Source organism: Gilliamella sp. Nev6-6 (assembly GCF_001690605.1).
Taxonomy (GTDB): Bacteria; Pseudomonadota; Gammaproteobacteria; order Enterobacterales; family Orbaceae; genus Gilliamella; species Gilliamella apicola_C.
Window position 1 is genome coordinate 171434 of record NZ_LZHP01000090.1, and the last position, 20477, is coordinate 191910.

At 36.0% G+C, this 20477-nt stretch carries 16 protein-coding genes and 1 tRNA gene; 9 read left to right on the forward strand and 8 right to left on the reverse strand.

Annotation, left to right across the window (positions count from 1 at the left end; all coding sequences use genetic code 11):
- The first annotated feature begins 152 nt into the window (after positions 1–152).
- Positions 153–1445 (forward strand): serine--tRNA ligase, encoded by a 1293-nt coding sequence (gene serS, locus A9G42_RS11240; protein WP_065588295.1) that lies wholly within the window; start codon positions 153–155, stop codon positions 1443–1445.
- 67 nt (positions 1446–1512) lie between these two features.
- On the forward strand, positions 1513–2409 hold the full coding sequence (rarD, locus tag A9G42_RS11245; RefSeq protein WP_065653459.1) for an EamA family transporter RarD: 897 nt from the start codon (positions 1513–1515) through the stop codon (positions 2407–2409).
- Between the two features lie 44 nt (positions 2410–2453).
- Here rarD and pflA read toward each other — a convergent pair whose 3' ends face one another.
- The 8 genes from pflA to thiI all read right to left on the reverse strand — a co-directional run bounded on the left by pflA (position 2454) and on the right by thiI (position 15591).
- Entirely contained in the window at positions 2454–3233 is a 780-nt protein-coding gene (gene pflA, locus A9G42_RS11250) for a pyruvate formate lyase 1-activating protein (protein ID WP_218837809.1), read from the reverse strand.
- 344 nt (positions 3234–3577) lie between these two features.
- A complete protein-coding gene (gene ltrA / locus A9G42_RS11255; RefSeq protein WP_065653473.1) occupies positions 3578–5242 on the reverse strand; it encodes a group II intron reverse transcriptase/maturase in 1665 nt (554 codons plus the stop codon).
- A gap of 1569 nt (positions 5243–6811) precedes the next feature.
- Complete coding sequence (gene pflB / locus A9G42_RS11260) at positions 6812–9094, reverse strand: formate C-acetyltransferase (protein WP_065582689.1); 2283 nt, start codon at positions 9092–9094, stop codon at positions 6812–6814.
- A gap of 68 nt (positions 9095–9162) precedes the next feature.
- Positions 9163–10011 (reverse strand): formate transporter FocA, encoded by an 849-nt coding sequence (gene focA / locus A9G42_RS11265; RefSeq protein WP_081302206.1) that lies wholly within the window; start codon positions 10009–10011, stop codon positions 9163–9165.
- Positions 10012–11393: 1382 nt separating this feature from the next.
- Positions 11394–11879, reverse strand: coding sequence for a tRNA (uridine(34)/cytosine(34)/5-carboxymethylaminomethyluridine(34)-2'-O)-methyltransferase TrmL (trmL, locus tag A9G42_RS11270; RefSeq protein WP_065567844.1), 486 nt, complete (start codon positions 11877–11879; stop codon positions 11394–11396).
- Between the two features lie 15 nt (positions 11880–11894).
- Positions 11895–13277: an envelope stress sensor histidine kinase CpxA gene (gene cpxA, locus A9G42_RS11275; RefSeq protein WP_065653460.1), complete on the reverse strand. Its 1383-nt coding sequence runs from the start codon at positions 13275–13277 to the stop codon at positions 11895–11897.
- 28 nt (positions 13278–13305) lie between these two features.
- Positions 13306–14028 (reverse strand): response regulator, encoded by a 723-nt coding sequence (locus A9G42_RS11280; RefSeq protein WP_065582687.1) that lies wholly within the window; start codon positions 14026–14028, stop codon positions 13306–13308.
- A gap of 114 nt (positions 14029–14142) precedes the next feature.
- Positions 14143–15591, reverse strand: a complete 1449-nt coding sequence (gene thiI, locus A9G42_RS11285; protein ID WP_065653461.1) for a tRNA uracil 4-sulfurtransferase ThiI — start codon at positions 15589–15591, stop codon at positions 14143–14145.
- Positions 15592–15732: 141 nt separating this feature from the next.
- Here thiI and A9G42_RS11290 point away from each other — a divergent pair, with 141 nt between their 5' ends.
- The 7 genes from A9G42_RS11290 to A9G42_RS11320 form a co-directional block, all read left to right on the forward strand.
- Entirely contained in the window at positions 15733–15951 is a 219-nt protein-coding gene (locus A9G42_RS11290) for a hypothetical protein (protein ID WP_065653462.1), read from the forward strand.
- 185 nt (positions 15952–16136) lie between these two features.
- Positions 16137–16511 (forward strand): preprotein translocase subunit SecG, encoded by a 375-nt coding sequence (gene secG / locus A9G42_RS11295; RefSeq protein ID WP_065642765.1) that lies wholly within the window; start codon positions 16137–16139, stop codon positions 16509–16511.
- A gap of 7 nt (positions 16512–16518) precedes the next feature.
- Positions 16519–16604: transfer RNA gene (locus A9G42_RS11300), tRNA-Leu, on the forward strand.
- Between the two features lie 185 nt (positions 16605–16789).
- On the forward strand, positions 16790–18040 hold the full coding sequence (locus tag A9G42_RS11305) for an integrase domain-containing protein (RefSeq protein WP_065653463.1): 1251 nt from the start codon (positions 16790–16792) through the stop codon (positions 18038–18040).
- 608 nt (positions 18041–18648) lie between these two features.
- A complete protein-coding gene (locus tag A9G42_RS11310; protein WP_065653464.1) occupies positions 18649–19026 on the forward strand; it encodes a terminase small subunit in 378 nt (125 codons plus the stop codon).
- A 176-nt stretch (positions 19027–19202) separates the two neighbouring features.
- Positions 19203–19430, forward strand: a complete 228-nt coding sequence (locus tag A9G42_RS11315; RefSeq protein WP_065653465.1) for a hypothetical protein — start codon at positions 19203–19205, stop codon at positions 19428–19430.
- 63 nt (positions 19431–19493) lie between these two features.
- Positions 19494–20477: IS256 family transposase (locus A9G42_RS11320; RefSeq protein ID WP_065653466.1), on the forward strand; the 984-nt coding region annotated here is incomplete at its 3' end.

A 20477-nucleotide genomic window follows, 5' to 3' on the forward strand; every position in this document is an offset into this window, starting at 1 on the left:
TTTTGGTTGAATACCAATATAATTCTAGTATACTAAGTTCACAAATTTTAATATATGTAATTACCCACTTTTTGATTTATATGTTCTGTTATCTATATTAGAATAATAATGAAGTGAAAATATTACTTAATTAATAATAATGGACATTATTTATGTTGGATCCGAATTTACTCCGAAATGAACTTGATCTTGTTGCTAATAAATTAGCACGCCGTGGATTTAAATTAGATGTTGATACTATCCGTCAACTAGAAGAAAAACGCAAAGTATTACAAGTTGAAACCGAGAATTTGCAAGCTGAGCGTAATGCTCGCTCAAAGGCAATTGGTGAAGCTAAAGCACGAGGCGAGGATATCTCAGCTGTACGTGAAGAAGTGAATAAGCTTGGTGAAAAACTTAATAGCGCTAAAGCTGAGCTTGATATCTTACTTAACCAAATTAAAGATATAGCTTCTACTATTCCTAATATTCCTGATGACTCCGTTCCTGATGGCAAAGATGAAAATGACAATATAGAAATTTCTCGCTTTGGAACCCCACGAACGTTTGATTTCCCGATTCAAGATCATGTTGCATTGGGCGAGCGCTTTGGTGGGCTAGATTTCGCAGCAGGAGTAAAGCTAACCGGTGCACGTTTTGTCGTGATGAAATCACAAATAGCACGCTTACATCGAGCTATAACTCAATTTATGTTAGATTTGCACACTGAACAACATGGTTATGCCGAGATTTATGTGCCGTATTTGGTAAATCAGACAACGCTTTTTGGCACAGGACAATTGCCGAAGTTTGCGGGTGATTTATTTCATACTAAACCGCTAGATGAAGAAACAGAAAGCAGCAATTATGCATTAATTCCAACTGCTGAAGTGCCTGTAACCAATCTCGTGCGTGATGAAATTCTTGATGAAAGCGTATTACCATTAAAAATGACAGCACATACGCCGTGCTTCCGCTCTGAAGCAGGATCTTATGGTAAAGATACTCGCGGATTAATTCGTATGCATCAATTTGATAAAGTCGAATTGGTTCAAATTGTTAAGCCTGAAGAATCTATGCAAGCATTAGAAGAACTTACTGCCCATGCGGAAAAAGTTCTACAATTACTTGAATTACCATATCGAAAAATTGTGTTATGCACTGGCGATATGGGCTTTGGTTCATGTAAAACTTACGATCTTGAAGTTTGGGTTCCAGCGCAAAATACTTATCGTGAGATCTCTTCTTGCTCTAATATGTGGGATTTCCAAGCACGTCGCATGCAAGCTCGTTACCGTAATAAGGCCGATAATAAAACTTATTTAGTTCATACTTTAAATGGTTCAGGATTAGCGGTTGGTCGCACACTGGTTGCCATTATGGAAAACTACCAACAGGCAGATGGAACAATTAAAATCCCATCCGTCTTAATTCCTTATATGAATGGCGTTGAGTTTATCGGATAAAACTGGACATTACACATACAATAGCGCTAATAATTAGCGCTATTTTTTTATTAATTAAGGTGGAAAAATGATAAAAGGCATTACACTTTCGATACTGGCGTCATGCCTTTTTGGTTTACTTTATTACTATCCTGTTTTATTACAACCGTTATCCGTTATTGATATTTTCTGTTGGCGATTATTAACTTCTTTTCCTGCTATTATTGTTCTTATTTCTATAGAAAAACAGTGGCCTGAAATTGCAATGCTACTAACACGAATTAAGCAGCAACCATCGTTGCTTATTGGGCTATTATTCTCTTCATTACTGCTAACAATACAAATGTTGATTTTTATTTGGGCTCCCCTTAATGGGCACGGATTATCGGCATCACTAGGATATTTTTTATTACCATTAACCATGGTAATTATTGGGCAGCTCGTCTACCAAGAAAAGTTAAGTTTTTTACAAAAAATATCAGTTGGACTGGCGGTATTAGGCGTTATTATTGAAATCTATATGACCCAAGCATTTTCATGGGAAACTGCCGTTATTGCATTAGGTTACCCTATTTACTTCATGGTTCGGCGTAAGTTGCAAATAGAAGGTATTGCAGGTACATTTTCTGACTTCTTTTTTATTTTCTTAGGTTGCTTAGGCTACTTTTTAATAAGTCATCGTGTTAACAAGATACTTGATGATCTTATCCATTTCCATCTATATATTCCAATGTTGGGCATAATAACCGCACTAGCATTTGCGATGTATTTTATGGCAAGACGACTATTACCAATGGGTTTGTTTGGTTTACTTGGCTATGTAGAGCCAGTATTACTTACTATTGTCTCTGCCTTATTTTTACATGAATCAATTTCGCCTGAACACATTGTCTCATATGGGCTTATTTGGTCGTCAGTTTGTGTTCTTGCTTTAGAAGGTTGCCTTTTTGTTTTACGAGCAATAAAGCGAAAAATAATATGGTGAAAACCGCAGATGGAAGGCATATGATCATTCATATGCCTTTTATTTTATTTACTGAAGGTGACATAATGGCCATAAGTTTCTAAAATGCCTTGGATCCTGTCCATGGTTTCTCTTGGCGGTGCCTCAACGCCAGCCAATTTATATTCGTCACCAAGCGTGTCCCATTTATAAGCCCCTAATTTGTGATAAGCTAATAATTCTACGCGCTCAATATTATCCATTCCTTGAATGAATTTACCGAGTAAATGAGCGGAATCATCATCATCAGTCCATCCTGGTACAACCACATAACGTATCCAAGTTCTTTTGTTAATTTTTTGTAGATGTTTAGCAAATTCTAGAACACGTTTATTAGGCACACCAACTAGTTTTTGATGAATTTCATCATTGACCTGTTTTAAATCGAGCATCACTAAATCAGTGACTTCTAAAAGTTCATCCATTATATGATCGAGCTGCCTAGCATACCCATTAGTATCTAAACAGGTACTAATACCCTCTTGATGGCAAGCTCTAAACCATTGAGTAACAAATTCAGCTTGTAAAGTTGCTTCACCACCAGAGGCCGTTACACCACCACCATTTGGCATAATGAAGCTTTTGTAAGAAACAATCTCTTTCATCAACTCATCAACGGTAACTTCTCGACCTGCTTTTAAATCCCACGTATCGCGATTATGGCAATACAAGCAGCGCATTAAGCACCCCTGAAAAAAAACAATAAAACGAATCCCAGGACCATCTACAGTACCGAAAGATTCGAAAGAGTGAATACGACCTATAATAGGCGACTTTGTTGTCATAATTATGTTTTGTTGTTCCATAGATAATCTCTAATCATTGCTCATATTGCTTTTTTAATCATTTTAACCCTGATAATGACTAAATTACACCAATTGTATTAATCAATACGAATTATATTTCCGTTTAATTATATCGAATAATGACCCATAATATTTAATTATTATCATCGTATTCATATTTAATTACAGTGGCACAAATAGTATTTTAGCGTTGATAAAAAAATAGCGCCTTAAGGGCGCTATTTTAATTAAGTAATCAATGACTAAAGTCGGGTAGCAACGACACATTACTGTGTCGCCGCCCCCTAAGAACTGTACGAGCGAATTTCTCCGCATACAGCTCAAGCCTTTCTATTAACTTATTGCTAAGTCGGTTTCAATACGTCTAACTTTAGCGCATGAACTTTAGTATGACACACAGGATGTAATAATACCCTGTTTTTCAGCTTATTATCCCCGCCATTTACACGGTATATGATATGGTGGTCATGCCAGCCCGTCTCTTTTGTGATAGAAAGATGACATAATCCACAACGCCCTTTTTGTTCCTTATATAACCTTTGCCATTGACTTCTGTGCGAATAATCTTCGTACATCCGTTTTTGGTATAGCGTTTCGCCGTATAATTCCCATTCAGGTAGAAACGGATTGTATTCCGATTTCACCTTTACATGACGTTTAATTTCTGTTTTACTGCACAGCAGTAATTCCATCCATATCTTTTCGCCGTGCCGATTCGTTGTATGTGTACCAAATATCCAGTCCCTGCTTTGTATCCTTGTAAAATATTTCTCTTTTACAAATCGTTTCCGTCTGTTACTGTGTCTTCGACAACACCAACGCCAAATCGCTCGCCAGACTAAATGGTCTACTTTACTGTACGTTTCTTTAGCAACAATGCTACGGTGATAGTTAGCCCATCCCCTTAACATTGGATTTAATTTTGCTATCAGTATGTCTTGCTTAACCATCTTCATTGCGCTTATTGTCTCTTTTACCTTGCGATAAAATGCTTTCACATTCTTTTTACTCGGTTTTATCAACAATTTGCCTTTAAATGATTTTACTGTCCAGCCTAAGAAATCAAATCCTTGCTCGATATTAACAACATGAGTTTTCTTTTCCGATAAGGTTAATCCCCTTTCTTTCAAAAATTCCCGCATTATTGGCAGAGCTTCATCTTCAAGTAATTCTTTCGAACTCCCCGATATAATAAAATCGTCCGCATATCGAACCATGTACACCTTATTGGCTCGCCGTTGTCTATTTCCTATTACACCGAAGTGTTTCGTTAATAGTTCGTCCATGCCATCCAGTGCCATATTCGCCAAAGTCGGTGAAATAATACCCCCTTGTGGTGTACCTTCCTCCGTCCGCTTAACCTGCCCCATGTCCACTACGCCCGATTTTAACCATTTTGCTAATATCCGCTTATTCATCGGTATATTCGCTATTAACCAATCATGGCTTATATGGTCAAAACAACCCTGTATATCGGCATCCAATACCCATTGCGCCGTTTGTCTCATTTGACTCCCTTTGCGTGAGAATATCTTATGCACGTGGCTTATCGCGTCCGCCGTTGAGCGATTGATGCGAAATCCATACGAGTTTTTATCTGCTGTAGTTTCAGCAACAGGCTGTAAAGCAAATAAGTATAGCGCTTGCATTGCTCTATCTTTCATGGTCGGAATGCCTAATGGGCGCTTCTTTCCATCCGATTTCGGAATATAAACCCGCTTTAATGGCTTCGGTCTATATCCTTTACTTGTCAGCGTTGCAATCGCTTCCCATTTACTCTTTGGTGTTGACCATGTTACTTTGCCAACGCCTGCCGTTCTTTTACCTCTGTTTTCCGTCACCCTTCGTACTGCCAATTGCTTGGCGTACGTTGAGCGTGTTAGTAACCTTTGTAAGCGTTTAACCTTACGGTAGTCACCTTCAATTGTTGCCTTCGCAATCCGTACCTGCAATCCCTTAACATGTTTTGTTGCTTTGACCCAATCTATATTGTGCCATAGCTCATTCATGTCAGGAGTCGCTGGAGCTGGACTACTTTTAACTTTTTGGTTAAACTTAGTGTACTCTTTCATACTTACTCCTGTAGTAACAGAAATAAGCAGAAATCTACTTGGTTTGGTGTGAATAATTTCTTCTCGTGTGAACAGGGAGAAGAATTATTCAAATGACCAAATAAAATTCTACTTCTCTGTCACATGGTGAATTGTTAGAGTAGGGAAATGGGCTTGTTTTCACTTGCCTGTTTCCTTTCCTCACCCAATCATTCCCGAAGAAATGACCACAAAAGGATTAGCCAACATCTTACGATGAAAGACCAGTTAGAAGTCTGCACCCTTTCGAGTTAGGTCATATTTCATACCCTATATCAGCCATTACAGCCAATCATTCGCTTTCTCTAACCTCCTTTACCTGCACTCCCAACAGTATCGCTTGCGCTTTACCTGCCCTAAGGCGGAAATACAGGCTTACCAAGTTCCATTATTATCACACAAATAGTTAAGATGTTGTCTGTTCGCCGATAGTGTTTATGATGACGTATCCCCAATGTAAAGAAGGATAACCCACTATGTACCATTTTGGTTAGAGCTTGTCAGTAGCTTAAGCTCTTTGCAATTCACGGCGTTTATCAACAATTCACTTACGTTCATCTTTCTATTTAGCCTAGCCCCTCATGACATGCTACTTGTCATTACTTAACGTTACCTCACGATAAACATTAACCTTGCTATTCCTCAAGGGGGTACATTGTCGGGAAGCTCCGCACCAGACCGTTACCCGTCTCGCACTATCCCTAGGCTACTGTTAGTCATATAACAGGTTGTCTATTCATCATGCTTATTTCCTATAATTACGATTGATTCAACAATGATAATAACAGCTTACGCACTGCTTATATAACTGCTCGAGTGAAATAAGTAGGCTCTTACACCTGATATTTTACCAATAATATATTGTAGACATGATTCTCCATTGCCCCTTCATTATCAACCTTAAAGTTAGTATTACGCTTAACTTTAATATTGTGTTGATTAATGTTGCGACTAATCACTTTGTCTATATTGTAATTACTTTCTTAATGTTTTACCCTGTGGTTTTGAATAAACCCTGGGCATTAAGTCGTATCTTATTAGTTAAAAAGAGACGTCGGCAATCGTTTTATTGCTCGCCTTGTAGTTGTGTATAGTCCAACTATGACTGGAGAGTGTAAGACTCTCAAAAGGCTCCAGTTTACTTCATGGCGAAGTTTTGATGTCAGCTATATCTTCGGCTCATCATGTAGTTGTATATAGTTCAACTCTGGACTGGTAAGGTTTATACCTTACAAAGGGCTTACAAGAATACGTCCCCTCTTGTATACGGGTTGAAAGGTTATCTCTATAACGCTTTCTGTATTATCTCCCTTTCGGGAGTATGAAGGCTCCCTCGAGGAGTTTACAAGCTGGTAAATAAGGAAAGAATATTTCATCTTCGCGCTTATCTACCGATAAAAGGGGAAAGTATTTCATTTCCGCCTTTTATCTTACTTGATTTTTACAAAAAACTTCATAAAAATCAAGTATTTAGCGCTGCTTGTCGCACTACATAGATTGCGTAAATGTACGGCTAATTACGTCATTTTGTTGTTCTTTAGTTAATGAGTTGAAGCGTACCGCATATCCAGAAACACGAATGGTTAATTGCGGATATTTTTCAGGGTGCTCCATTGCATCTAATAATGTATCACGATTTAATACGTTAACATTTAGATGTTGACCACCTTCAATTGTTGCCTCGTGATGGAAGTAACCGTCCATTAAGCCAGCTAAATTGCGTTTACGCACATCATCATCTTTACCTAATGCATTTGGAACGATAGAGAAAGTATAAGAAATACCGTCTTTAGCGTAAGCAAATGGTAGTTTAGCAACAGAAGTTAATGAAGCCACCGCACCTTTTTGGTCACGTCCGTGCATTGGGTTAGCACCTGGTCCAAACGGTGCTCCTGCACGACGTCCATCTGGTGTGTTACCTGTTTTCTTACCATATACAACGTTTGATGTAATTGTAAGTACAGATTGTGTTGGAATTGCATTACGATAAGTTTTAAGTTTTTGAATTTTCTTCATAAAACGTTCAACTAAATCAACAGCAATGTCATCAACTCGTGGGTCATTGTTACCAAATTGTGGGTATTCACCTTCAATTTCGAAGTCAGTCGCTAAACCATCTTCATCACGAACTGTTTTTACTTTAGCGTATTTAATCGCAGAAAGTGAGTCAGCAGCAACAGAAAGACCCGCAATACCACATGCCATAGTACGAATAACATCACGATCATGTAATGCCATTAATGATGCTTCGTAGCTGTATTTATCGTGCATATAGTGAATTGCATTTAATGCTGTTACGTATTGTTTTGCTAACCAATCCATAAAGTGGTCTAAACGAGCAAATACTGTATCGAAATCTAAATATTCATCCATAATTGGATCTTCTTTAGGACCGACTTGCATTTTTAATTTTTCATCCACACCGCCGTTGATTGCGTATAGAAGTGTTTTAGCAAGGTTTGCACGCGCACCAAAGAATTGCATTTGTTTACCAACGATCATTGGGCTTACACAACATGCAATAGCATAGTCATCATTGTTAAAGTCAGGACGCATTAAATCATCATTTTCATATTGTAATGATGAAGTATCAATTGATACTTTTGATGCAAACTCTTTAAACCCACTTGGTAATTTTTCAGACCAAAGGATAGTCATATTAGGTTCTGGTGATGGACCCATTGTATATAAAGTATTTAAGAAACGGAAAGAAGTCTTAGTAACTAAAGTACGACCATCAACTCCCATACCTGCGATAGATTCAGTTGCCCAAATTGGATCGCCAGAGAATAATTCATCATATTCAGGAGTACGTAAAAAACGAACCATACGTAATTTCATAACGAAATGGTCAACAATTTCTTGCGCATCTTTTTCCGTAATTAATCCTGCTTCAAGATCACGTTGGAAGTAAATATCAAAGAAAGTCGACGTACGACCTAATGACATTGCCGCACCATTTTGTGATTTAACCGCAGCTAAATAACCAAAATAAGTCCATTGAACAGCTTCTTGTGCTGTTTTAGCAGGTTCAGAAATATCGAAACCATATTTAGCCGCCATTTCTTTGATTTGACCAAGTGCACGATGTTGTTCTGCGATTTCTTCACGACGTTGCATTGTCATGGCTAAATCAACACCATTTTCAAAATCAGCTTGTAGTGAATTGAATTGTGCAAATTTGTCTTTCATTAAGTAGTCGATACCGTAAAGTGCTACACGACGGTAATCCCCAATGATACGACCACGACCATAAGCATCAGGAAGACCAGTGATAACCCCTGATTTACGACAACGAAGGATATCTGGCGTATAGATATCGAAAACACCTTGGTTGTGGGTTTTGCGGTATTCAGTGAAGATTTTTTTGACTAATGGATCTAGCGTTCTGTTATAAGCTTTACAAGAATTCTCGATCATTTTGATACCACCAAACGGGATAATCGCACGTTTTAGTGGTTTTTCAGTTTGTAAGCCAACAATTTTTTCTAAATCTTTTTCAATATAACCTGCGTCATGAGCAGTAATTGTCGAAATAACACTGGTATCAAAATCCACAGGGGCATGGGTAGCATTTTCAACTTTGATGCCTTCCATTACTTTAGCCCATAACTTAGTTGTAGCTTCTGTCGCGCCAACTAAGAAAGACTCATCACCCTCGTATGGCGTGTAGTTCTTTTGAATAAAATCGCGGACATTAACATTATTTTGCCAATCACCATCTTTAAATCCTTTCCAAGCAACAGCTTGTACTTCGTTTAAATTACTCATAGTTTTTCACCTCAGGTTTACAAAAATATCTATTCATCCTTTTTTATATGAGGATAAATATCATAAAATCAATGTGGCTTACGTAAATATAAAGCCCAATAAGGTAGTGCAACCGCTAAACCACCTAAAATATTCCCAATTGTTACAGGAATTAAATTATTTAAAACAAAATGCGTTACCGTTAGTTCTTTAAATGCATCAGGAGACACGCCAATTGCTTGCCAAAATTCGGGTGACGCAAAGTTATTAATCACAATACCCATTGGGATCATAAACATATTGGCAATGCTATGCTCAAAACCACTGGCAACAAACATTGCAACAGGAAGGACCATGATTAACATCTTATCAAGTAAACTACGACCTGCATAACTTAGCCATGCAGCTAAACAAACCATTAGATTAGCTAAAAAACCAAGGCATACGGCCTCAATAAAGGTATGATGTAACTTGTGATCTGCCGTTTGAAGAACATTTAGCCCCCATAAGCCATTAGCAACCATATACTGGCCAGAAAACCAAATTACTGTGACAAACAGTATAGCACCAATAAAGTTACCGATATAGACTAAAATCCAATTACGGAGCATTTTTATCCAGCTCACTTTGTGCGTCATTTTAGGCAAAATCGTTAATACTGTTGAAGTAAATAAGTCTGAGCCACAGCAAACAACCAGCATAAGACCTAATGAGAAACAAATGCCCCCCACCAATTTTGCTAAGCCAAACGCAACTGTTGCAGTGCCTGTGGTTACGGTAATGTAAAATACGAAAGCAATTGAGATAAAAACACCTGCAAGAATTGCAGATAAAATCGTGCTAGCTGGGTGTTTGTTTACTTTGTAATGGCCAATGTCTTCGGCAATTTGGGTCATTTGTGCGGGAGAATATGAATCAACAAGTTTATCGGTACTCAAACTAACATCCTCAAAAAAACTAGGGTTTTATGAGAGGCATAGTATACTCAAAATTTGACGCAGATCACGTTTTTTTTTATTAAAAATAATTTAAAGCTCAAAAAGCGTTGTTTATTAAAGATATTGACTATAGTAAAAAAATAGTAAGCTCTATTTTATAAAAAAACATACTATTATCTTTAATAAGCCGCTTTAGTAACGTGAATTTCTGTACGATGTAGGCTTACTTTGCTTGTTGACCAATATGTTATCTAATTAAATTTATTAGAGAAATTTTAACAAAAAAGCCTGATTAATTTTTTAAACAAAAGCTAATGTGCTTTTTTTATAGTTACTCTTATCATCGAATATCGCCTTTTGAGGCTATCTTGGCAATGTTTTGATATTTAAATGTTGTGGTATTCAAATTTTTCCAGAAAAATTCGTTCCGCTTTTGTCACTCTGTTTTACGCAACCACGCTGATTTATTGCTGATAAAACAGTATCTCACTAGATATCTTTGTTTGGCGGACGAATCTGGCTCTGTCGGTGTCATATTCTGCCACCGAATAACACTGTGCTATTATTCAGTTAGCGAATTAAAAAGGAAGCCTTTTTATTAAAAAAATACTTCAGAAAAACCATTGATTTTATTTAAGTTTTTATTTTATGTAAAATCATATAGTTACAAAGTATTACGTATAAAGTATTACACTTTTTGGCTTGACTTCTAAACCTAAAATTTTTTAAGCTTTTTATTGACTTACGCAACTGCGCTGATTTATTGCTGATAAAACAGTATCTCACTAGCTATCTTTGTTTGGCAGGCTAATCTGACTCTATCGGTGGTATATTCTGCCACCAAATAACAATGTGCGATTATTCAGTTAGCGAATTAAAAAGGAAGCCTTTTTATTAAAAAAATACTTCAGAAAAACCATTGATTTTATTGAAGTTTTTATTTTGTGTAAAATCATATAGTTACAAAGTATTACGTATAAAGTATTACACTTTTTGGCTTGACTTCTAAGCCTAAAATTTTTTAAGCTTTTTATTGACTTACGCAACTGCGCTGATTTATTGCTGATAAAACAGTATCTCACTAGCTATCTTTGTTTGGCAGGCTAATCTGACTCTATCGGTGGTATATTCTGCCACCAAATAACAATGTGCGATTATTCAGTTAGTGAATTAAAAAGGAAGCCTTTTTATTAAAAAAACACTTCAGAAAAACCATTGATTTTATTGAAGTTTTTATTTTGTGTGAAATCATATAGTTATAAAGTATTGCACTTTTTGGCTTAACATCCAAGCCTAAAATTTTGTAAGTGTTTTAGGTAGCTATGCAATTATGGTAATGATGCGTAAGCCGCTTGTCAGTTTATTCTTTCAAAAACAATAATCTATTTTGCTCCCATGTAACCTAGCTGGCGCCATGATTCGTAAACGACAACAGCTACCGAGTTAGATAAGTTCATACTACGGCTTGTGGCTAACATAGGAATACGTATTTTTTTATCTTGAGGCAGTGCATCTAGTATTGTGTTAGGTAAGCCGCGGGTTTCTGGGCCAAACATTAAAAAGTCATTTTGTTGGTAATTAACTTCACTATGCGGTTTTTGTCCTTTTGTGGTTAAAGCATACACTTGTGTTAACCAGTCTATTTGATTGGTATCTACAAAATGGTCCAAATTTTTGTAACGTTTTACATCGACAAATTCTTGATAATCAAGCCCTGCTCGTTTTAACTTTTTGTCATCCCAATAAAAGCCCATGGGTTCAATAATATGTAAGTTAAAGCCAGTGTTAGCGCAAAGACGAATAATGTTGCCAGTATTGGCAGGAATTTCCGGTTCAAATAAAACGATGTTTAATGCAGTATTTGACACAATAGTTCTCTTTTATTATTTATATTTATGAATGGGTAATATTATCACAATTCGAAGTCCACCAAGGTGGCTTTTTTCTGCGGTAACCGTGCCGTGATCGCGTATGATTGCATTAGCGACTATTGCGAGCCCGAGTCCTGTTCCACCAGATTGTCGATCACGCGCTTCGCTTGTGCGATAAAATGGCCTAAATATTTGCGCTAATTCACTTTCAGCTACACCTATGCCATCATCATCTATGGTAATTGTTATCTTTTGTTTTTTTACTTCAAAATTGATAATAATTTGTTTGTTTGAATAGCGAAATGCGTTTCGTATAACATTTTCAAGTGCACTGCATAACGCAACTGGATAACATAAAATAGTGTGGTTAGTTGGCCGATTAACCACTGAAAAACTTTTTCCTATTTGTTCGGCTTCAAACGCCGCATTATCCAACACGGGTTTAAATAGAAGATCAATTTGATTAAATTCACGAATTTCATTATTGTCATATTGCTGTCTTGCCAATAATAGTAAGTCACCAATCATAGCATCTAGCTTTATTGCTTCATTATTGATACGTATAACTTCACTGCTTTCGCCTTGTTTTCGACGCAATAAAGAAGTAGCAAGTTGTAAGCGTGTTAGTGGTGTACGTAATTCGTGAGAGATATCTGAAAACAGACGTTGTTGCAATGCTTGCATTCGTTTTAGCTCTCTTAACATAAGATTAAAACTAGCGCCCGTTGCTTTATATTCAGATGATCCTATTTTTTCAAGATCTGGCCACTCTTGCAAATTACCTTTAGCAACCTGATCTGCCGCTTGTTTTAGCCTTCGTGCCGGTTTTGCTATGCTCCAAGATAACCAAAGCAAAAAAGGTGAACTGGCCAGCATAGTCAGCGTTAGTAATAAAAAAGGGTGATCAAAAATAAAATTAACAAATTGGGATTGGCTATCTGTTGCGGGTTGTAAAATATATAATTGATATTGAGCATTCGTATAATGAATCAAAAAAGGCCCTATAATTTCTTGGGTATCATAAATCTGCTTTGCTGGATCATCAACATTATGAGATTTTTGGCTAAAGTTTTTTATCAAATCAATATTTTTAGTTTCAGCGGTTATAATTTGCTCATTGGGAGTAACTATAAATAAAGATTGAGCTGGTTTTTGATGCGTATTCATTACCACAATAAAACGCATCCACCAGCGAAAACTATCTTTGGGTACATTGGCAAGATCATTTTCAATTTGTCGAGCAAGTTTATTACCGATTTTTTTATCTTTATTTGCTAAATACGTTAAATTTCGCGAATCGAGATTGGGTAGCACCATAATTAACATTAAGAAAGAAGCTATCGTTAATAAAAATATAGTGAAAATTTTGATAGCTAGCCTGTCAAAAAACCACATGTTATCTGACCTTTATTATAGTATTATTCTAGTCTTGTAATAAATCATCATGTCGGTCAATGACAAATAAGTAGCCTTTAGAACGTAATGTTTTAATCCAAGGTAAACCATCACTTCTTGGCGGAAGCTTTTTGCGCAAATTAGACACGTGAACATCAATCGAGCGAGCTAGTGGAACAAACTTTTTTCCTAAAACCGATGCAGTTAGCATGTCGCGTGAAATTATTTTACCCCCTTGCTCAATAAATTTTAGCAATACTTGAAACTCTGTCCCTGTTAAATCAATGTACTTATTATCAAAAAAAGCAGCTTGTTGTTTTCGATTTACGTTAAGTTTATCAATAATATATTGAGTTGGCTTATCAGAATCATCATTTGAGATATTATCCCAACGTGCTCTTCGTAATTGCGCATTAATTCGAGCTATAAGTTCTCTGTCATTGAATGGTTTTAGAATGTAATCATCAGCACCAAGCTCAAGCCCATTAATTTTATCATGTTCATTATCTTTGGCTGTTAAAAAAATAATCGGAACTGTAAATTGAGATCTGAGTTGAGATAACACACTAAACCCGTTCATTTCAGGCATCATAATATCAAGTAGCACAAGATCGATAGTATCGTCAAATTTTTCTAAAGCCTCAATGCCCGTATTAGCGATTTCAATTTGATACCCTTCTAATTCGAGCAATTCACGTAATAATAAAGCAATCTCAACATCATCATCAACTATAAGTAATTTGCTATTCATTACACTCCTCTTTATATATTTTTGATATTTATGTTAAATAACAAGCATAATTTATGCACAAAATCCATTATATATGTAAAAAATACAAATAATATAGTAACGTATTGTTAAGTTTTATAAAGTAAATATTTTTACGTTATTAAATCCTTGATCGATTAAATAAAGTGCTTGTAACTTGCTCATAACACCACGATCGCAATATAGTAAATATTGTTTTGACTGATCCAAATTGCCAAATTGTGTTGCTAATTTATAAAATGGAATAAGTTTGATTTCAACATCATTCAATACAAGTGGATTATCCTCTTGCTCGTCTGGCGAACGAATGTCAATGACCACGTGATCAGCATTAAGTGTTGTAATTGTTTCAACATGAGTAATCTTAGTGTCAGCTTGTTTAGCAATCTCACGAATATCAATATTTTCAGCTTCAGCAACGGCTTTATCTAAAATAGTGAAATCAAAATTCAGCTCTTCCGCTTCAATTTTTTCTTTTACTGCTTTAACTGTTGGGCTTTTAGAAATCACACCACAAAATTCTGGCATGGTTTTAGCTATATCCTCAGTACCAATTTGGCGCGCAAGATTGATAATTGTTTCTTTATCATGTGTGATTAGAGGTCGTAAGATTAGTGTGTCACTAACATTATCAATTAATCGTAAATTGGTCAGCGTTTGGCTCGATACTTGCCCTAATGCCTCTCCAGTAACAAGTGCTTCTACTTTATAACGCTGTGCAATTTTTGATGCTGCACGAACCATCATTCGTTTTAAAACAACGCCCATTTGTCCATCATCGATCTTCTCAAGAATTTCACCAACCACATCAGAAAAATTAATCGCAATAAAACGCACTTTATGCGAACTACCATAACGTTCCCAAAGATAATGAGCCATTTGTTTAACACCAATCTCGTGAGTTTTTCCACCAAGATTAAAGAAACAATAATGTACACGGCTTCCACGTCGCATTAACATATAACTTGACACGCCTGAATCAAAACCACCCGATATAAGTGAAATGACATCTTCTTGTGTACCCGTAGGAAAACCACCAATGCCAGTATGCCGACCTTTAATAAGTAGTAATTTGTCGTTATCAATTTCAAGGTTAACTGTAATTTCTGGATGATTTAATTTAACCTTAGCCGAAGAAACATATTGATTGAGCCCACCACCAACATAACGTTCAACATCAATTGAAGAAAATTCATGCTTGCCACGACGTTTTACACGTACACAAAATGTTTTATCTTCAATTAATGGCGCATAATAAACCACTGCCTTTTCAAAAATATCATGCATATCAACGAAAGTGATTTCATCAACGGCTAAAATATGATGAATACCGGGGATCCTTGTTAATAATTCGAGTATCTTGGCTTCACTATTTTCAATTTTTGGGCGAACTTCAATAAAATCCCAATGACGAATAACAGCAACATCTTCAATATGATGTTTTAAAATATTACGAATATTGCTGGTGAGTATTTTAATAAAACGTAAACGAACAGAATCACTTTTGATGGTTATTTCAGGAAAAAGTTTAACAATAAATTTCATAAATAGAGCTTACCATAATAAAAATGGCGACATTATACTGCTTTTTAGATAAGAACGCACAATTGATTATTATACTCTCACTATTAGAGTGAGCTGGCTAATATTGCATATTTTTCTATTAATGCTAACCCTGTAAATAGTGTGATTGTAGATAAATATGGCATGGTTGTACTTACTTGGTCCCACTATTATTACTGGTTTTTTTCATCTGATGAATTTCCACTGACAGAACAATATCCAGAATATTTTAACAAATATGCAATTGATGCTTGGATAGGACAAATTCAAGTATGGGGGAAAAGAACAGTTATTACATGCTGTATGCAAGGCATAATGACGCCAATTCAAGTTGAAAAATAGTTTTGGTTGCAATAATGGTAATATTGATTTTAGTTTAAAAATTAGTAACTTTTTATTAATTAAAAAGGACATTTTATACAACAAGCCAACAATTCTTGAAATTTTACTTGCTTGTTGGCTTGTCTTTCGCTAATATTTCGCACCAATAGATTCTGTTGTAGAACACATAAAATTGACAGGTTGAAATGTACGAATTTTTGATTGTGAGTTATTTGATTATCGCTTTAGCGATTATCGCTTTAGTTTTGATTCAACGAGGCAAAGGGGCTGATATGGGTTCTTCTTTTGGCTCGGGTGCGTCAGCAACTTTGTTTGGTTCTTCTGGTAGTGGAAATTTTTTAACTCGCGCTACAACTTTGTTAGGTATTTTGTTTTTTATCATAAGCATTTTACTATCGAATTTGGGTAGCAAACCGCACGTAACTAGAACTGGCGAGTTTGATAGCCTTGAAGATACTATACCAACAACAACACAACAAAACGAAAGCAAAACGGAACAAATAACCGCTCCAGTTGCTCAACCAACACAACAGAATTCAACATCGGATATTCCTGAATAAAAACGGCGCCGTGGTGGTGAAATTGGTAGACACGCTATCTTGAGGGGGTAGTGCTCTAAGAGCATGCGGGTTCAAGTCCCGCCCACGGCACCAAATCAATAAACATCAGCATTCTTTTAAACCCTACAAAGCACATCAAACCCAGTAATAACAAGCCTTAAAGTCTATTTTATTGCCCATTAAGTATCAGTAAGGTACATTTACAACCAAAAATAATGGGGGTATATTTGGGGGTATAATTAAATACCTCTATTATTGCGTACCCCCAAAGGTGAAAAATGGCTGTAAAAACTACCCCCTTAACTGACACCCAAATAAAAGCGTTAAAAGCCACTAGTAAGGATAAAAAGTATTTTGATGGTGGTGGCCTTTTTCTATTAGTTAAATCAACAGGAGCTAAATTATGGCGATTTAAATATAAAAAACCGATATCACATAAAGAGACATTATTATCTTTCGGTAAATACCCAGAAACATCACTACAACAAGCGCGAAAACAACGACATGAAGCACGCGAATTAATTAAACAAGGGATAGATCCACAACATTACAAAGCGGAACAAGAACAACGTAAGCAAGAAGCTTGTAATAATACCTTTTACGCTATGGCTGAAAGATGGCTTAAATTCAAAATAGAACAAGGATTAGAAGAGCAAACGCTCAAAAAAGCTTGGCGTTCATTAGAAAATCATGTTTTCCCTTATATAAAAGATATTCCAATAAACCAAGTAACAGCTATCAAAGCTATTAACGCATTACAGCCATTAAATAACAATAATAAATACGAGACAGTAAAAAGAGTATGTAGGCGAATCAATGAAATTATGTATTATGCTGTCAATATGGGCATCATTGATAATAACCCTCTGGCTAAAATTACCGATGTATTTAATAGCCCGAAAGTAAAAAATCAGCCAACTATTCCCCCTACTGAGTTACCGCAGTTTATGCAAGCTTTAGCTATGGCAAAGATTGAATTACAAACCAGATGCGTGATTGAATGGCAGTTATTAACATTAACGCGACCAAGTGAAGCCGTTGGGGCTAAGTGGGAAGAAATTAATCTAGATAAAAAATTATGGAGTATTCCTGCCGAACGCATGAAAATGGATAGACCCCACAATATACCTTTATCACCGCAAGCAATAAAAATACTTGAGATAATGAAATCTATTAATCATAAAAGTGAATTTGTTTTCCCAACCGCTAGGCCTCCCTACAATAAGCCAATGAGTAGCCAGACTGCCAACATGGCAATAAAACGCATGGGGTACAAAGATAAGCTAGTTGCGCATGGTTTAAGAGCTTTAGCAAGTACCGCTTTAAATGAGCAAGGTTTTAATTATGATGTAATTGAAAGCGCATTATCTCATGTGGATAAAAACGCAGTAAGGCGAGCCTATAACAAAGCTGAGTATGAGCGTCAAAAAAGAATCATGCTTGATTGGTGGGGTGACTTTGTCGAACAAGCCAGCCAAGGAAATGTCTCACTATCTGGTACTCGTAATTTAAAGTTAGTAAATCATTAACCATATCGCGCTATTCATACCGTGCCCCATATTTGGGTTACGATAAACCGTCACTCAAATTTGAGTTACTTCAATAATACCCCTCCTCAAAATTGAGGGGGCTTTTTCAAATGTCACCCTTTACTTATATTAGTCATTAGGCTGTTTTTATATCTACCCCCCATAATTTAAAACTTTTAATATAAAGTGTTCACCACTATTCACCAACCTAATATTAATTTATATATATCAATATATTATATACTTATTATATATATTTTTGGTGTTCACTAGTGTTCACTACTATACACATTATTAAAACAATCCTGATCCTATAATTAACCAATTGAAATATAAATATATTTATATAAACCCATTTATCTATGAAAATAAAATTATTATTAATCATAGCGTTAATTTATGGTGGTTTTTAGGTTGATCCAGGGCGAAATTAAAAGCCTAAATGCTTTATGGTGATTTCCACCATGCAGGTATTAAATTTGCAATCAGCTAAAAAGCCAGCAGGTTTATTACATTGGCTGGGCTAATTTTGGACACGTTAAAAAGCAATCTAATAATTTGCCTTATTAGGTTATAATAGCTTTATTATTAGTAAGTTAGATGGCAATATGGTAGGAAGAAAATCAAAATTAAAGGACATGTTAGAGCTAGGGCAAGAGTATTTGCATAAGCAGGGTTATATCAATAATAGCGAAGTGATCCCCTCTGTGGCTGGACTGGCTTTATATGCTAACTGTTCAAGGTCAAGTTTATATAATTATGCAAGTTCAAGCGAAGAATTTAAGGACATGTTAGAACTTATCAAGGCACGCCAAGAAGTGGAATTAATTAATAAAGGCTTAAAAGGCGAATTTAACGCGAGTATTGCCAAATTGATGCTTGCTAATCATGGTTATTCTGAAAAACAGATATTAGATCATCAATCTATGGGTAGTGGCATTACAGCCAAATCCCAACCAATGCGTATTGAGCTAGTAGCACCATAATTTAATAGATAATCACTAGTACTTATAAAAAGGTATCCAAGCAAGTATCCAGCAAAAAGCACCTAATAAGTGGATACCAATTTCATCATACAAGCCAGTTAACAAGTTAGCGCACTCCAAAAGCGTACTTAATAGATACGTACTAACCATAGTTATATATCTTTGGTTTAACTAATGTGAAATCTGATGAATTGGTACGCACTAAAGAGGTACGCACAAAGGTACGCACCGAAAATATACTTAACGAGCAGATACTAATTGAAGCTAATGATGAAATAATTACTACTGCTCGCTTCCATAAAAAAATGGAGGCAGCTTATCCTTATTATGAAGATAGCTATAATTGTAGTATCTTCTATGGGGGGGAATTTAAAAAGCCCGATAAAGGCTTATTATTTTGCTGATAAGAGACTGTTCAATATTCTGTGTCATTTCGGTAAACTATGTAACAAAAAAGGAAATGACCCATGTCCCAAGAATTTGATTTTGAAAAAGCATTAAAATTATTACAAAATGGTCAACCGCTAACGGGTAAAGATGGTATTTTAACGCCATTAATCAAGCAGCTAACAGAAGCGGCGTTATCGGCGGAATTAGATTCTCATTTAGCCAACGACATTACCCCTAATCGGCGTAATGGTAAGAGTTCAAAGACAATAAAAAGCTCATCAGGCAGTTTCGAACTTGATGCACCAAGAGATAGAAACGGTTCATTTGAACCTCAACTCATCAAAAAAAATCAGATAACATTAAACGATGAAATTGAACAAAAAATTCTCAGTATGTATGCGCTGGGGATGAGTTATAAAGATATCAGCCAGCATATTGAAGAGATTTATGCTTTTCGTCTTTCTCCTGCAACTTTAACCGCCATTACAGATAAAATCATTCCTGAGCTCAGATTATGGCAACAACGACCGCTAGAATCGCTTTATCCGTTTGTTTGGATGGATGTAATTCATTATAAAGTAAAAGAAGATGGGGTTTATCACAGCAAGGCTGTTTATACTGTACTTGCACTTAATTTAGCCGGAAAAAAGGAAGTATTAGGCTTGTATTTATCTGAAAACGAAGGGGCTCATTTTTGGTTATCGGTGTTGACCGATTTACAAAACCGAGGATTAAATGACATTTTAATTGCTTGTGTCGATGGATTAGTTGGCTTTCCTAAAGCGATTAATACTATTTACCCACAAACAGAGGTTCAACTTTGTGTTATTCATCAAATCCGCCATTCAATTAAGTATGTTGCCTCTAAACATCACAAAGCATTTATGAGCGATTTGAAACTTGTTTACAAGGCGGTCTCTCGTGAAGCAGCAATTGATGCATTAGATGAACTTGAGAAAAAATGGGGCGATAAGTATCCAATCGTCATCCAATCATGGCGTCGTAAATGGGATAATTTATCAGCTTATTTCCGCTATCCTGAGCCTATTCGTAAGGTGATT

Bases quoted from the DNA above. Each gene is read 5' to 3' on its own strand.
- pflB (WP_065582689.1), bottom strand. From the start codon at position 9,094: ATGAGTAATTTAAACGAAGTACAAGCTGTTGCTTGGAAAGGATTTAAA.
- ltrA (WP_065653473.1), bottom strand. From the start codon at position 5,242: ATGAATGAGCTATGGCACAATATAGATTGGGTCAAAGCAACAAAACAT.
- A9G42_RS11305 (WP_065653463.1), top strand. From the start codon at position 16,790: ATGGCTGTAAAAACTACCCCCTTAACTGACACCCAAATAAAAGCGTTA.
- A9G42_RS11280 (WP_065582687.1), bottom strand. From the start codon at position 14,028: ATGAATAGCAAATTACTTATAGTTGATGATGATGTTGAGATTGCTTTA.
- pflA (WP_218837809.1), bottom strand. From the start codon at position 3,233: ATGGAACAACAAAACATAATTATGACAACAAAGTCGCCTATTATAGGT.
- cpxA (WP_065653460.1), bottom strand. From the start codon at position 13,277: ATGTGGTTTTTTGACAGGCTAGCTATCAAAATTTTCACTATATTTTTA.
- rarD (WP_065653459.1), top strand. From the start codon at position 1,513: ATGATAAAAGGCATTACACTTTCGATACTGGCGTCATGCCTTTTTGGT.
- A9G42_RS11310 (WP_065653464.1), top strand. From the start codon at position 18,649: ATGGTAGGAAGAAAATCAAAATTAAAGGACATGTTAGAGCTAGGGCAA.
- serS (WP_065588295.1), top strand. From the start codon at position 153: ATGTTGGATCCGAATTTACTCCGAAATGAACTTGATCTTGTTGCTAAT.
- thiI (WP_065653461.1), bottom strand. From the start codon at position 15,591: ATGAAATTTATTGTTAAACTTTTTCCTGAAATAACCATCAAAAGTGAT.
- secG (WP_065642765.1), top strand. From the start codon at position 16,137: ATGTACGAATTTTTGATTGTGAGTTATTTGATTATCGCTTTAGCGATT.